This window comes from Micromonospora citrea (assembly GCF_900090315.1).
Classification (GTDB): Bacteria; Actinomycetota; Actinomycetes; order Mycobacteriales; family Micromonosporaceae; genus Micromonospora; species Micromonospora citrea.
Map to the genome: position 1 here is coordinate 3,270,660 of NZ_FMHZ01000002.1, position 12,884 is coordinate 3,283,543.

At 74.1% G+C, this 12,884-nt stretch carries 16 protein-coding genes; 6 read left to right on the plus strand and 10 right to left on the minus strand.

Translation table 11 applies throughout. The features are described from left to right. Positions 1-14: 14 nt before the first annotated feature. Complete coding sequence (locus tag GA0070606_RS31975; protein ID WP_141721695.1) at positions 15-1,103, minus strand: hypothetical protein; 1,089 nt, start codon at positions 1,101-1,103, stop codon at positions 15-17. A 215-nt stretch (positions 1,104-1,318) separates the two neighbouring features. Between GA0070606_RS31975 and GA0070606_RS15000 the strand changes: the two genes are divergently transcribed. Continuing rightward, the gene (locus tag GA0070606_RS15000) at positions 1,319-1,834 is read left to right on the plus strand and encodes an SRPBCC family protein (protein WP_091099794.1); all 516 of its coding nucleotides are present in this window, start codon (positions 1,319-1,321) and stop codon (positions 1,832-1,834) included. Between the two features lie 166 nt (positions 1,835-2,000). Here the strand turns inward: GA0070606_RS15000 and GA0070606_RS15005 are convergent, their stop codons facing one another. Together GA0070606_RS15005 and GA0070606_RS15010 are read right to left on the minus strand one after the other, a co-directional pair. Next, positions 2,001-2,708, minus strand: a complete 708-nt coding sequence (locus tag GA0070606_RS15005) for a DUF2786 domain-containing protein (protein WP_091099798.1) — start codon at positions 2,706-2,708, stop codon at positions 2,001-2,003. 92 nt (positions 2,709-2,800) lie between these two features. After that, positions 2,801-3,190 (minus strand): hypothetical protein, encoded by a 390-nt coding sequence (locus GA0070606_RS15010; RefSeq protein ID WP_091107753.1) that lies wholly within the window; start codon positions 3,188-3,190, stop codon positions 2,801-2,803. Between the two features lie 155 nt (positions 3,191-3,345). Between GA0070606_RS15010 and GA0070606_RS15015 the strand changes: the two genes are divergently transcribed. Continuing rightward, entirely contained in the window at positions 3,346-4,695 is a 1,350-nt protein-coding gene (locus GA0070606_RS15015) for an ABC transporter substrate-binding protein (RefSeq protein ID WP_091099802.1), read from the plus strand. Positions 4,696-4,803: 108 nt separating this feature from the next. On the opposite strand, the gene GA0070606_RS15020 is transcribed toward GA0070606_RS15015, so the two are convergent. Together GA0070606_RS15020 and GA0070606_RS15025 are read right to left on the minus strand one after the other, a co-directional pair. Beyond that, entirely contained in the window at positions 4,804-5,547 is a 744-nt protein-coding gene (locus tag GA0070606_RS15020) for an enoyl-CoA hydratase/isomerase family protein (protein ID WP_091099805.1), read from the minus strand. 109 nt (positions 5,548-5,656) lie between these two features. Beyond that, the gene (locus tag GA0070606_RS15025; RefSeq protein WP_091099809.1) at positions 5,657-6,514 is read right to left on the minus strand and encodes a 3-hydroxyacyl-CoA dehydrogenase family protein; all 858 of its coding nucleotides are present in this window, start codon (positions 6,512-6,514) and stop codon (positions 5,657-5,659) included. Positions 6,515-6,677: 163 nt separating this feature from the next. Between GA0070606_RS15025 and GA0070606_RS15030 the strand changes: the two genes are divergently transcribed. Further along, the gene (locus GA0070606_RS15030; RefSeq protein ID WP_091099812.1) at positions 6,678-6,974 is read left to right on the plus strand and encodes a hypothetical protein; all 297 of its coding nucleotides are present in this window, start codon (positions 6,678-6,680) and stop codon (positions 6,972-6,974) included. Positions 6,975-7,024: 50 nt separating this feature from the next. Here GA0070606_RS15030 and GA0070606_RS15035 read toward each other — a convergent pair whose 3' ends face one another. Beyond that, the gene (locus tag GA0070606_RS15035; protein ID WP_091099815.1) at positions 7,025-7,804 is read right to left on the minus strand and encodes a class I SAM-dependent methyltransferase; all 780 of its coding nucleotides are present in this window, start codon (positions 7,802-7,804) and stop codon (positions 7,025-7,027) included. Between the two features lie 53 nt (positions 7,805-7,857). Between GA0070606_RS15035 and GA0070606_RS15040 the strand changes: the two genes are divergently transcribed. Continuing rightward, positions 7,858-8,253, plus strand: a complete 396-nt coding sequence (locus GA0070606_RS15040; protein WP_091099818.1) for a PPOX class F420-dependent oxidoreductase — start codon at positions 7,858-7,860, stop codon at positions 8,251-8,253. A gap of 100 nt (positions 8,254-8,353) precedes the next feature. On the opposite strand, the gene GA0070606_RS15045 is transcribed toward GA0070606_RS15040, so the two are convergent. Beyond that, complete coding sequence (locus GA0070606_RS15045) at positions 8,354-8,563, minus strand: BldC family transcriptional regulator (RefSeq protein WP_007073996.1); 210 nt, start codon at positions 8,561-8,563, stop codon at positions 8,354-8,356. A 251-nt stretch (positions 8,564-8,814) separates the two neighbouring features. Further along, entirely contained in the window at positions 8,815-9,654 is an 840-nt protein-coding gene (locus GA0070606_RS15050) for a DUF8083 family protein (RefSeq protein WP_091099821.1), read from the minus strand. Positions 9,655-9,824: 170 nt separating this feature from the next. Here GA0070606_RS15050 and GA0070606_RS15055 point away from each other — a divergent pair, with 170 nt between their 5' ends. Together GA0070606_RS15055 and GA0070606_RS15060 are read left to right on the plus strand one after the other, a co-directional pair. Further along, the gene (locus GA0070606_RS15055) at positions 9,825-10,907 is read left to right on the plus strand and encodes a Glu/Leu/Phe/Val family dehydrogenase (protein ID WP_091099825.1); all 1,083 of its coding nucleotides are present in this window, start codon (positions 9,825-9,827) and stop codon (positions 10,905-10,907) included. Between the two features lie 290 nt (positions 10,908-11,197). Then, on the plus strand, positions 11,198-11,413 hold the full coding sequence (locus GA0070606_RS15060; RefSeq protein WP_091099829.1) for a DUF3073 domain-containing protein: 216 nt from the start codon (positions 11,198-11,200) through the stop codon (positions 11,411-11,413). A 146-nt stretch (positions 11,414-11,559) separates the two neighbouring features. Here the strand turns inward: GA0070606_RS15060 and amcA are convergent, their stop codons facing one another. Together amcA and amcB are read right to left on the minus strand one after the other, a co-directional pair. Beyond that, the gene (gene amcA, locus GA0070606_RS15065; protein ID WP_091099835.1) at positions 11,560-11,796 is read right to left on the minus strand and encodes a multiple cyclophane-containing RiPP AmcA; all 237 of its coding nucleotides are present in this window, start codon (positions 11,794-11,796) and stop codon (positions 11,560-11,562) included. Continuing rightward, on the minus strand, positions 11,765-12,868 hold the full coding sequence (amcB, locus tag GA0070606_RS15070) for a cyclophane-forming radical SAM peptide maturase AmcB (protein WP_342672189.1): 1,104 nt from the start codon (positions 12,866-12,868) through the stop codon (positions 11,765-11,767). Before amcB ends, amcA begins: the two co-directional genes overlap by 32 nt. Between the last annotated feature and the right edge of the window lie 16 nt (positions 12,869-12,884).

Consider the following 12,884-nt stretch of genomic DNA (forward strand, 5'->3'; position numbering starts at 1 on the left):
CGGTCGTCGCGGCGTCAGCGCCCCTGCTGGCGGCGCTGGGCCATCCCGCTCTGGATCGCCTCCCACACGCTTCGCCCGGCCTGCCGCAGCGTCTCGCCCGCCTGCTCCGCGAGCTGCGCCGCGCTCGGCGGCCCGTCACCGCCGTCCTCGCCGCGTTGGTCGTCCGGCCCGCGCCCGCCCTGCTCTCCACGCTGCGCGGGGCCGCCCGGTTCGCGGTCGGCCTGCTCCCCGCGAGCCTGCGCGGGGCCGCCCTGCTCCCCGCGCTGCGGAGGTCCACTCTGGTCCCGGGACGGCTGGGCGGCCGGGGCCGCTTCCCGCCCTGCCTGCTCCCGGGCGCGCTGGGCCTGGCCCTGTTCGCCGCCTCCACCCGAACCGCTGGCGAGACCGCCACCCCGCGCCGCCTGACCGGCGTCGGGCCCGCCGCCCGGCCCGCGACCACCGCCCGGCCCGCCACCCTGCTCGCGACCACCGCCCTGACCGCCGCCCTGCTCGCCGCCAGCGGCCTGGCCAGCGGCCTGGCCACCCGGCTTCCCGCCCGGCTCGCGCAGGGAACGGTCGGCGACCGCGCCGATCGCGCCGACCTGCTGGCCTAGTTCGTCGGTCGCCCCGCCGGGCCGCTTGACCGAGCCGACGACCTGCCGACCGGGTTCGTGGGCCTCCCCGCGCGACCGCTCCGCCGCCCCGGCGGCCTGTCCGCCCCGGGCGGTCATCTGCTGCGTCGCCCGGTTGACGTCGTCGATCGACTGCGCCGCCGTACGCGACAGCGCCTCGATGATCTGCGGGTTGCGGTCGATGGTGGTCAGCGCGCGTTCCAGGATGTCAACCACCTTCTCCAGTCGCACCTTGAGCTGCGCCTCGGCGTGCACCCCGGTGATGTCCAGCTCCACGCCCTGCAGGTGCACCCGGACACCGGCGTCGAGTTGGAGGAGGTTGGCCAACCGTGCCCGCAGGGAGAGGTCGGCGTCCAGCCCGTCGACCGCGAGGCGGATCGAGTCGACCGACACCTTCGGCACGTCGAGCAGGACGTCCGGCTCGGCCGCCTCCCGTCCGGCTGGCCGCTGGGTGGTGCGCTCCGGTTCCCGCTGCTGCGCGTTCTCGCTCATGCTCCCCGCTCCGCATCCTCCGGCCCGGCCGGCCGGGACCGTCCGGCGCGGTTACCCGATATCCGGCCGACAATCCGCCCTCCGACCCGCCCCGGACGAGGCGCGGCGACCGGCCTCGCCGTACGTCCGGCACCGCGGCACACCGGATGAGGTGTCCGGAACCGGGCAGCGCGCGAAGCTGCACACCCGGGCATCAGCCGGTATGGTCCGGGCCTATGGGACAGGAGATGGCTGACCCGATCGACATCCGGCAGGAGTCCGAACGGTTCGCGTTGCGCGGCGTCCTCCTGGTCCCCGCCCCCGCGGATCAAGCGTTCGCCGTGTTCACCGACGCGCTGGCGAGCTGGTGGGTGACCGAGTACACGTGGTCGGGCCCGGAGCACCTGGCCGATCTGGGCATGGAGCCGCACGCCGGCGGCATGCTCTACGAGATCGGCCCGTACGGCTTCCGCTGCGACTGGGGCCGGGTGCTGACCTGGGACCCACCCCGGCGGCTGGTCTTCACCTGGCAGATCGGCGCGGACCGGGCGCCGGTGCCCGATCCGGCGCGGGCCAGCGAGGTGGAGGTGCTCTTCCACCCGGACGGACCGGAGCGGACCCGGGTGGAGGTCGAGCACCGGCACTTCGACCGGCACGGCGAGGCCGCCGAGGGCTACCGGCAGGCGTTGACCGCCGGCTGGCAGGAGCTGCTCACCCGCTACGCCGCCGCGGTGACCCACGGCGCCGGCTGACCCGCCCGCCCGACCCCCGATGACGGCTGACCCGCGCGACAGGTCAGGCCGCCGACCCGATATCGGCTGGCCCGCACGAGGGGCCAGGCCACCGGCCCCGATACCGGCTGACCCGCCCGACAGGCGACGCCACCCGCCCCGATGACGGCTGACCTCCGGTGCCCCCTCAGCGGCCGATGCCGGGGCGGGCGCCGGGGGCCGTGGCGACACCTCGGCCGCCGAGGTCGGCGCGGCGTCCCGCCTCGGCGCCGGAACCGAACCCGGTGCCGGCCAGCCGGCGCGGCGCGGCGGTGCGCAGCCGCGGATACACCTCGGCGACGCGGTGCCGCACGCGGTCGGAGCGGTCGGCCAGCACCAACGCGACCGACGGCTTGCCCGACCCGGCGACCGCGTCGGCCTCGGCGGCGGCCAGCCGGGCGCCGATCGCCTGGGCGAAGCCGGCCAGCCAGGAACGCCGGAAGGCGGCGGGGTGCTCGCCGGACGGCACGTGGGTCGCGGCCAACCCGTGCGCGGCCTGCACCAGCAGTGACGTGAAGAGCACGTCGACCCGTTCCAGGTCGCTGGCGAAGCCGAACAGGTGCATGGCGAAGCCGCTGCCCTGCCGGCGCCGCACGCAGCGACAGCGCAGCGGGTCGGCGACCGCCGCGAGCAGGCCGGCCTTGTCCCGGGCGTACGGGGCGACGACCTCGACCACCCGGTCGCCGACCGGGTCGGTGGCGGGGTCGCGGGCGGCCAGGAGCGCCCGGTCCACGCCGTAGCGGGCGATCAGCTCGGTCGCCTTGGCGGTGAACGCCGCCGACTCGGCGGGGGTGCAGGCCGGGTCCTCGGCCTGGGCCAGCAGCTTGCGCACCTTGCTGAGCATGGCCTCGGACATGCCCCCAGACTGTCACGCCGGCCGGTCGGCACCGGGCCGGCCCGGCCGGGCACCCGGCGCGGGAGACGGCGGACCGGCGGGCCGGCCGCGCGTCAGCCGGCCCGGCTGCGCAGGGTGGCCACCGTCGAGCCGGCCAGGGTGAGCAGGCAGTCGGGCAGCAGCCCGTCGGCCACCGCCGCCCCGAAGAGCGCTTCGCCGGTGTCGGCGTCGGCGTTGGCGTACGCGCTGACGAAGCGGGCCACCCAGCGGGTGTCGTAGTCGGCCTCGTCGATGCCGGGAAAGTCCAGGGCGCAGGTGCCCGGCGGCACCGGCTCGCCGACCATCGTCGCGGCGAGGCACCAGGCCACCCCGTACGCGCCGGCCAGGCCGGACCGGTCGACGACCGCGTCGAACGCCCCCACCACCGCGTCGCCGTCCCCGGCCAGCGCCGAGCGGAGCACGGCGGTCGCGTCGTCGAGCGTCTGCTGTGGTGATTCGGTCACGCACCGCACGGTAGGGCAGCGGGTCAAGCGGCCGGGCCAACGTCACTCTGCGTGAGCAGGGCGGGCGACCTGCGGATTGAGTCGCCTCCGTGGTCACGCCACCCGCCTCGGCACGCTAATGTGCGCAGCGGACCTTCGCCGGAGGAAGGACGACCATGCTCAAGTCACGCGCCTCGCGGGCAGCCACCCTGGCCACCTGCGTGACGTTCCTGCTCGCCAACAGCGCCTGCGGGACCGAAGGCCCCGAAGAGGCGACCACCCACCAGGTGCGCCTCTACGGCACCGACGGCAACATGCTCAACTCGTACCCCGCCGAGCTGAAGGACCGCGCCGGCCTCGTCGACGGCATGAAGGGCACCACGCCCATGACGCCGCTGCCGGAGAGCTTCAAGAGTCGGCTACGCACCGTCGACCCGAAGCTGAACGACTTCGTCTACTCCGCCGAGACGTACGACGCGGTGGTGATCAGCGCGCTCGCCGCCCAGCTCGCCGGCAGCACGGACCCGGCCGCGATCGCCCGGCAGATCGTCGGGGTCACCAACGGCGGGCAGCGCTGCGAGGACGCGGCGACGTGCCTCGCGCTGGCTCGCGCCGGGCAGGACATCGAGTACCGCAGCGTCTCGATGACCCGGGCCGGGTTCACCGACGCCGGCGAGCCGGCCACCGCCAGCTACGCCACCCTGCACTTCGACGGCCAGCAGCTCAACGACGGCAAGACGGAGTTCGTCGGCGCCGGGGACGAGTCGGCGGCGAGCACGAAGGCCCCGCCGAAGGGGAAGAAGCAGCGCGGGGGCCGCACCGACCGCAGCGACGGCTCCCCGCTGGTCGTGGGCGGTCTGCTGCCGAAGACCGGTGACCTGGCGCTGGCGTACCCGCAGATGGCCACCGCGGTCACCCTCGCGGTCAAGGACATCAACGCGGCCGGCGGCGTGCTCGGCGAGCCGATGGTCTGGATCGAGGGCGACGACGGCACCAACCCGGCGGTGGCCAAGGCCACCGTGGCCCGGCACGTCGAGCGGAACGTGCACGTCATCATCGGCGCCGGCGGCTCCGGGATCTCCCGCGAGGTGCTGCCCGACGTGGTGGCGGCCGGGAAGGTCCTCTTCTCCCCGTCCAACACCGACGCCAGCCTGACCGAGCTGGACGACAAGGGCCTCTACTTCCGCACCGCGCCGCCGGACAGCCTCCAGGGGCGGGCGCTCGCCGACGTGATCCTCCGCGACGGGCCGCAGAAGATCGCGATCGTGGCCCGGAAGGACTCCTACGGCGAGGGCCTCCAGGCCACCGTCAAGGCCGAGCTGGAGCGCGCCGGCGTCGGCGGCGACCGGCTGAAGCTGCTGACCTACGACCCGCCGGCCGACGCCAAGGCCAGCCCGGTCGACTTCTCGGCCAGCGCGAAGGAGATCAAGGACTTCGGCGCGGAGGCCGTGCTCATCATCGGCTTCGCGGAGTCGGCGCAGATGATCCGCGCGCTCGCGGACGCCGGCGTGGAGTTCCGGAACTGAGCCGCCGGCTCTGGCTGGTCGACGGCCGCACCGGTGATCCGGTGCGGCCGTCGTCGTGTCGGGGGTCTCCGAGGCGCGGCAGGGCGCCCGGCCCCCGGTAGCGGACGGTCAGCGGGGCCGGCGCCGCTCCAGGAACTCGGTCATCCGCCGGTGCTTCTCCTCGTCCTCGAAGAGGACCGCCTGGCTGACCAGGTCGAGGTGCGGGTGCGCGGCGGGGGGTGCGTCGACGGCCAGCTTGGTGAGCCGCAGGGCGAGGGCGGACCCCTTCGCCATCTCGTCCAGCAGGTCGTGGGCGGTGGGCAGCAGCTCGACGGGCTCGGCCACCACCCGGTTCACCAGGCCGATCCGCAGCGCCTCCTCGGCGTCCACCCGGCGGCCGGTGAAGAGCAGCTCCTTGGCCCGGGCCTCGCCGACCAGCGCCGGCAGCCGGTGGGTCGCGCCCGCGCCGGCCAGGATCCCCAACCGCACCTCCGGCTGGCCGAACACGGCCCGCGCCGTGCAGACCCGCAGGTCGCAGGCGTACGCCAGCTCGGCACCGCCGCCCAGCGCGGGCCCGTCCACGGCCGCCACGGTCGGCATCGGCAGCGCCCGGATCCGGGCGAAGGCGGCCGAGTTGATGGCCGCCAGGGCGTCCAGCCGGCCCCGCTCGCGCAACTGGCCGATGTCCGCCCCGCCGGCGAAGATCCCCTCGGCGCCGCCGGTGAGCAGCAGCAGGCGGGGGCGGGCCTCCAGCTCCGCGCAGACCTGGTGCAGCTCGGCGATCAGGTCGGCGTCGATGGCGTTGCGCTTCTCCGGCCGGTCGAGCGTGACGACCAGCCGGTCCGGCCGCTCCTCGATGCGCAGCCCGCTCACGCCGTGCCTCCTCTGCTCGCGTCCGCGGGGCTCGCGGGCGCACCCGACGCGCTCACCCGCGCCGACCTTCCGTTCGCGACTGCGGGGCTCGCAAGCTCACTCCTCGCGCTCACGAACGGACACCGCCTTCCCAGCGGTAGAAGCCCTGGCCGGACTTCTTGCCCAGCTTGCCGGCGGCCACCATCTCCACGAGCAGCGGCGGCGGCGCGAAGCGGTCCCCGTACGCGGCCTGGAGGGTGCGCGCGATGTCCAGCCGCACGTCCAGCCCGACCAGGTCGGTCAACTCCAGCGGGCCGACCGGGTGCCGGTAGCCGAGCACCATCGCCTTGTCGATGTCGGCCGGGGCGGCCACCCCGTCGGCGACCATCCGGATCGCCTCCAGGCCGAGGGTGACTCCGAGCCGGGAGGTGGCGAAGCCCGGCATGTCGCGTACGACGACGGGGTCCTTGCCCAGCCGGCCGGCGAGCGCGACGGCCGCGGCGGTGGTCTCGTCGGCGGTGGCCGGGCCGACCACGACCTCCAGCAGCGCCATCGCCCAGACCGGGTTGAAGAAGTGCAGCCCGAGGAAGCGCTCCGGCCGCGCCAGCCCGTCGGCCAGCTCCGCGATGGGGATGCTGGACGTGTTGCTGCCCAGCAGGGCCGGGCGCAGCGCCTCGGCCTCGCGCAGCACCGCCCGCTTGAGGTCCGGCCGCTCCGGCACGGCCTCCACCACCACGGCGGGTTCCGGCGCGACCTCGGCCAGCGCGGATCGCAGCGTGACCCGCTCGCGGTTCGTGGCGGCCTGCTCGGCGCCGAGCTTCCCGCGCCGCACCGCCTTGTCCCACAGCTCGGCGAGCCGGTCCACGGCGGTCGCGCCCCGGGCCCGGTCCACCTCGACCAGCTCGACGGCGTGCCCGGACCCGGCCGCCACGTACGCGATGCCGAGCCCCATCGTGCCGGCCCCGACGACGACAAAGCGGTCGCTCATGACGCCTCCCTGCCTGCGGCGGCGACCCGGGGTCGACCCGCGCTCCGCCACCCGCTCCACTCGCTCATGGGCCGACCCTATGCAGCGGCGCTCCCCCGGGCATGCGTGGGGGCGGCGCGGATCGGGTACGACGGCCGGCAACGACAGGGAAGGACGGGCCGAGATGAGCCAGGCACCGGAGACCGTGGACAGTGCGGGCACGGCGGAGACCGTGGAGACCCGCGGGGACGAGCGGGTGGACCTGCTGCGTGCCGACACCAACAACGACGGGCGCACCGACGTCTGGGTGGCCGACACCGACGGGGACGGCAAGCCGGACCTGTTCCAGTTCGACACCGACCACGACGGCAAGGTGGACATCACGATGGTCGACCTCGACGAGGACGGCACCCCCGACGAGGTGGTCGACGGCGACGGCGGCCTCCCGCCCGAGCAGCTTCCCCCGACCGTCCAGGTCTGAGGCGTACGCCGGCGGTCCGGGGCTCCGCCGTTGCGGCGGGGCTCCGGGCGTCAGCCGGCCAGGCGCAGCGTGGCCAGGTAGTAGGGCGCGTCCCGGTCGTCCACGTCGGTCAGTCGCCACGCGGTGCCCCGGACCAGCTCGGCCAGCTCGTCGGGCGAGCAGACCAGGTAGTCGAACCACTCGGTGCCCAGCTCCCGGTAGCGCAGGCGGAGCCGGAGCTGCCCGCCGAGCCGGCCCCGACGCCGGTTGCGCTCGTGGTAGCCGGTGTGCAGCGGGTCCCGGGTGCCGTACGGGTCGGTGCCCTGCGCGATGATCCGCGCGCCCGGGCGGGCCAACGCGGCGAGCGCGGCAAGCAGGGCCGGTGCCCGTTCCCGCCCCTCCAGCAGCCCGACGTTGTTGCCGAGCAGCAGGAACGTGTCGTAGCGCCGCCCGTCGGCCACGTGCGCGTCGACCGTGCCGTGCACCAGGTCGCGGACGCCCCGCCGCCGGCAGACGGCCAGCGCGCCGGCCGAGGTGTCCAGCCCGGTGACCGGCACGCCCCGCTCCTGGAGCAGCAGCGCGATCCGGCCCGCCCCCACCCCGACGTCGAGGGTGGCGCCCTCGACCCGGTCCACCGCCCGGCGGTCGTACGGTTCCCAGTCCGCCGGGCCGTCCAGGTAGTGCGCGGCGGGCGCGCCGTTGACCAGCCCGTCGTCCCGCTCGATGATCTCGATGACGGGCCTGGGCAGCCGCCCGCCCGCCAGGGGACGGGGGCCGACCCCGGTGGCCACGGCGAGGGCGTCGCGCAGCATCTCCCCGAACACGTCACCGATCCGTGGCTCCACCGTCACGGCTTCACGCTATCCGGCCGGTCAGTCAGCCGCGACCGCCGTATCCTGGCGGCGTGACCACTCTGGATCGCCTCGCGGCGGAGAAGTACGTCCTGCTGACGACGTTCCGCAAGGACGGTCGGGCGGTGCCGACACCGGTCTGGGCGGTGCGTGACGGCGACGCGCTGGCGGTGTGGTCGGCGGCGGATTCCGGCAAGGTGAAGCGGATCCGGCGCAGCGGGGACGTCACGGTCGCGCCGTGCGACGTCCGGGGCCGGCCGCACGGCGAGGCGGTGCCCGCCCACGCGACGCTCTGCGACCCGGCCGACACCCGGCGGGTACGCGACCTGATCAAGCGGAAGTACCGGCTGATCGGCCGGCTCAGCCTGCTCGGCAGCCGGCTGCGGCGGGGCGAGGGCGGCACGGTCGGCATCCGGGTCTCGCTCGCGGAGCGACCCTCGGGCGGCTGACCGTCGCGGCGCGGGCGGCGGCGCCCTTCCGCCCCCGGACACGACGAAGGCGGCGGACCGGGGTCCGCCGCCTTCGTGCACACCTGTTGACTTCCGGCCGTCAGTCCCCCTGGCGCTGCTGGGGGATCTGCCCCTGCAGCAGGGCCCTGACCTCCGACTCGCGGTACCGGCGGTGGCCCCCCAGGGTCCGGATGGCGCTGAGCTTGCCAGCCTTGGCCCACCGGGTCACCGTCTTCGGGTCGACACGGAACATCGACGCCACCTCGGCCGGTGTGAGTAGCGGCTCTGGTTCGTGCGTTCGCGATGCCATCGGTCACTCCTCCACATGTATAGACATCGGCCGGGGTCCCGCCGGCCGACGCGTCTCCCATGGTCCGGCTAGTCCCCGATGTCCGACATGGGCCGAACGGCCGAACGTCCCTAGACGGACGGATGAACCATGCCCGATTTATGCGACTTTTACACGGCAGAAAGTACCTTATTCGGACTCATGATCACGGTTCGTGATGCGTCGACTACGAAGACGCCTCGAATTCGAGGCGCTTCCTGGGCGTTTTGGGGCTAGTTGCACCGTTCCAACAACTGCACCGCGCGCCACCGCGCGACCAGCTTGTCGTACGCCGCCGACGCCTCCTCGGCCTCGCCCCGGGACAGCCCGGCGAGCCCGCTCGCCACCAGCTCGGGCGAGTCGTCGGCGGCCAGCGTCTCGTCGGAGAGCAGCTCGACCAGGCCGCCGTAGTCCAGCTCCACCACCGAGCGCGGGTGGAACTCCTCCAGCCAGCGGGCGGCCTCCTCGACCGCCTCGGTGATGGGCGCGTCGCCGACCGACTTGCGCAGCACCGACAGGGCGCGGGACGACCGGCGCCGGGCCTTGGAGATCTCCGTGCGGTAGCGCAGCGCCCGCCGCCCGGGGCTGGTCACGTGGTGCCGCTCCTCCGGGTCGAAGAGCACGAACCAGCGCAGCGGCACACCCCACGTGGCGATCTGCTCGTGCAGCCGGGGGACGCCGTGCTCCAGCACCCGGGCCCCGCTGCGCCAGTCCTCCACGACGGCCTTGGCCTGCCCGGCGAGCACCGGCGGGACGAACGCGTCGGCCAGCACCGGCGGCACGCCGTCGCGCGCGCTGAGCGCCGCCTCGGCCACCCGGACGCGCAGGTTCCACGGGCAGACCAGCAACGACTCGTCGGTCTCCAGGACGTACGCCTCGTCGGGCAGGTCGGGCAGCCGCGTCCAGCCCGCGCCGAGCGCCTCGATCACCGACGTCCGCTGCCGGCCGGGCCCCTCCACCGGGGCGACCGCCCGCCCCTGCTCGACGTAGCGACGCCAGTACGTCTGGCGGTCCCGGTCGAAGGCGGTCAGCGGCTCGTACACGCGCAGGTATGAAGCGAAGAGCGACGGCACGGCGCGATCCTCCCACGAATCGGAACCCGACCGTCGTCGGCGCCGCGATCACGCGTGCCGTGGGCGGTCGGACGGCGTCGGCCGATACTAGGCTCAGCGGCACCGGCAGCATCCCGCCGGCGTCCACGGTCCACGTCCCACAAGGGCGCACCCCACACCAGGAGCTAGTCATGGGCGTATTCGCCACCACAGACGACCCGGGATCCACCGGTCACGAGCAGGTCGTGTTCTGCCAGGACAAGCAGTCCGGCCTCAAGGCGATCATCGGCATCTACTCCACCGCGCTCGGCCCCGCGCTCGGCGGCACCCGGTTCTACCCGTACGCCAGCGAGGAGGCCGCCCTCGCCGACGTGCTCGACCTGTCCCGGGGCATGGCCTACAAGAACGCCCTGGCCGGGCTGGACCTGGGCGGCGGCAAGGCGGTCATCTGGGGTGACCCCGAGCGGATCAAGAGCGAGTCGCTGCTGCGCGCGTACGGCCGGTTCGTGGAGTCCCTGGCCGGGCGCTACTACACCGCCTGCGACGTCGGCACCTACGTCGCCGACATGGACGTGATCGCCCGCGAGACGTCGTACGTCACCGGCCGCAGCGTCGAGCACGGCGGCGCCGGCGACTCCTCGATCCTCACCGCGTGGGGCGTGTTCCAGGGCATGCGGGCCGCCGCCGAGCACGTCTGGGGCGCACCGACGCTGGCCGGCCGCCGGGTCGGCGTGGCGGGCCTGGGCAAGGTCGGCAAGTATCTGGTGGGCCACCTGCTCGACGACGGCGCCGAGGTCGTGGCGACCGACGTCAACCCGAAGGCCCTGGAGTGGGCGCGCACCACCCACCCGCAGGTCGCCCTGGTCGACGACGTCGCCTCGCTGGTCGCCGCCGACATCGACGTGTACGCCCCGTGCGCCCTGGGCGGCGCGCTCAACGACGACACGGTGCCGGTGCTGCGCGCCAAGGTGGTCGCCGGCGCGGCGAACAACCAGCTGGCCCACTCCGGCATCGAGAAGCTGCTGGCCGACCGCGGCATCCTCTACGCCCCCGACTACGTGGTGAACGCCGGCGGCGTCATCCAGGTGGCCGACGAGATCGAGGGCTTCAACTTCGAGCGGGCCAAGCTGCGGGCGACCCGGATCTACGACACCACCCGGGAGATCCTGCGGCTGGCCGACGCCGAGGGCGTGCCGCCGGCGGTGGCGGCGGACCGGCTCGCGGAGCGGCGGATGGCCGACGTCGGCCGGCTGCGCACGATCCTGCTGCGATGAGCGTCACGGGGCGGAGCCGGGCCGGTTCCGCCCCACCCCGCCACCCCGGTGCCGGGCGCCGTTAAGCTGAGTTCGTAGGGCTTTGTCCGGTGTCACGGGCGCTCCCGGCACCGGTCCTTACCCGGTACAATCGGTGACGGCTGGATGACCGCGACGCGCGGTGCCGGTCGACGGTAACCCGAGGTGCCGAACGATGGCATCCCCATGTACCGTAAGAGCCACGAGAGATGCCTGACGTCATCGGGGCCCGCCTTCGGGCTGCCCCGCATTCTGTGCGAGGGGGTCGAGCCATGGGGCGCGGCCGTGCTAAGGCCAAGCAGACGAAGGTGGCCCGGGAGTTGAAGTACCACTCCCCGAACACCGACCTCACCGCCTTGCAGCGCGAGTTGGCGGGTGCTGGTAAGTCTGAGCACAACTTCGACGACGACTACAAAGAGTATGTCGACGACGATGATGAGGATCACGCGGACGAAGACCCGGATCCCTGGGTACGTCCGACCCGCTGACCTCCGGTCGCAGCTGAGCACGCGGTAATCCCCCGCGTGCTCACGCATGTGCCCATCCGAAGCGGCGCCAAGACGACGATCAGGGAACCTGCCGACGCCGGAGGCGACTCCGGCCGCTCGGCAGGTCCCCTGATCGCGGTGCGCCCTCAGCGGGGCCGGTTGTTCCAGTTGTAGAACGTCGGAATGTTCTCGAAGTGGTTCCAGGCGCAGACGGCGCTCGCGCCGTCGCCGCCGGCCACCTCCGCCCGCATCCGTCGCGCGGCCTCGGCCTCGTGGAGGAGCGCGGTGAGTCCCGGCGCGGCTTCCCGCACCCGATCGGCGATCCGACCCGCGGCGGCGTCCACCCCGCGCTCAGGCTGCCGGTGACTGGTGGTCTCGGGCATGCTCCAACACTCCCTCCAGTAGGTGGATCTTGCTGTTGCGGCAGTGCGCGGTCTCCGTACCGTCGAAACGCCCCAGCTCGAAGTAACGGTTGGCCGCGTGGCCACCGCCGCAGAAACCGAAGTAGGGGCAGGACGAACGGCACGCCTCGACGCCGGCGAGGAACTCGCCGACCCAGGGCGTCCGGTCCGCCCCGGCGAGGATCTCGGCCAGCGGGGCGGTCAGCACGTTGCCGCTGCTGAAGTCGCCGTACCGGGCGTCGGTGAAGCCGGCCAGCTCGGGCGAGAGCACCGTCACCGAGCCGTCATGGCCGACCGTCGGAATCGGGTCCAGCCGCCGGGGCAGCACGTCGTCGGCGGTGCCGTCCAGCACGGCGGCGGCGTACCGCAACGACCACTCGACCTCGCGCAGGTGGATCCGGGGATCCCGGCGCCAGGCCGCCACCAGCTCCGCCCAGAACGCGGTCACCGCCCGGGCGTCATGGGAGTTGTCGCGGAGGTTGACCCCCTCGGTCTCCTCGATGTTGACGCCGAGCACGTCACAGCCGAGGTCGAGGAAGTAGTCGTACAGCTCCGTGGCGAGGCCCGGCCCGGGGCGACCCACCACCGCCAGCGCGGAGAACGGCAGCCCGTGCCGGCGCAGCGCCGCCACCCCGCGCACGATCCGGTCGTACGCCGGCCCGCCCGCCCGGGTGACCCGGTCGCCGTTGCGCTCGCGCGGACCGTCGACGCTCACGCTCACCCGCACCCGGTGCTCGGCGAAGAACGCACACCAGGCGTCGTCTATCAGCGTGGCGTTGGTCTGCACGTGGTGCTCGACCTCGGGCCCGAAGGGCGCGATCAGCGCGGCCAGGTGCTCCCGGCCGGCGGCGAGCGGCTCCCCGCCGTGCCACACCACCGAGAAGCGCCCGGCCGCCGCCCACGGGTTGACCGACTCGGCCACCGCCTCGGCCACCGACACCGGCATCCGCCGGTCGGCGGCCCGGAACGGCAGGTAGCAGTACGCGCAATCCAGGTTGCACAGGGTGGTCGGCTGCATCACGACGTACGAGGGGACGGCGGCCAGGCCGCGCATCCCGCTGAACGACTGT

Coding starts and splice junctions, on each gene's coding strand:
- amcB (WP_342672189.1), bottom strand. CDS start 12,868: ATGCGCGGCCTGGCCGCCGTCCCCTCGTACGTCGTGATGCAGCCGACC.
- GA0070606_RS15030 (WP_091099812.1), top strand. CDS start 6,678: ATGAGCCAGGCACCGGAGACCGTGGACAGTGCGGGCACGGCGGAGACC.
- GA0070606_RS15025 (WP_091099809.1), bottom strand. CDS start 6,514: ATGAGCGACCGCTTTGTCGTCGTCGGGGCCGGCACGATGGGGCTCGGC.
- GA0070606_RS15060 (WP_091099829.1), top strand. CDS start 11,198: ATGGGGCGCGGCCGTGCTAAGGCCAAGCAGACGAAGGTGGCCCGGGAG.
- GA0070606_RS31975 (WP_141721695.1), bottom strand. CDS start 1,103: ATGAGCGAGAACGCGCAGCAGCGGGAACCGGAGCGCACCACCCAGCGG.
- GA0070606_RS15055 (WP_091099825.1), top strand. CDS start 9,825: ATGGGCGTATTCGCCACCACAGACGACCCGGGATCCACCGGTCACGAG.
- GA0070606_RS15015 (WP_091099802.1), top strand. CDS start 3,346: ATGCTCAAGTCACGCGCCTCGCGGGCAGCCACCCTGGCCACCTGCGTG.
- amcA (WP_091099835.1), bottom strand. CDS start 11,796: ATGCCCGAGACCACCAGTCACCGGCAGCCTGAGCGCGGGGTGGACGCC.
- GA0070606_RS15005 (WP_091099798.1), bottom strand. CDS start 2,708: ATGTCCGAGGCCATGCTCAGCAAGGTGCGCAAGCTGCTGGCCCAGGCC.
- GA0070606_RS15045 (WP_007073996.1), bottom strand. CDS start 8,563: ATGGCATCGCGAACGCACGAACCAGAGCCGCTACTCACACCGGCCGAG.
- GA0070606_RS15000 (WP_091099794.1), top strand. CDS start 1,319: ATGGGACAGGAGATGGCTGACCCGATCGACATCCGGCAGGAGTCCGAA.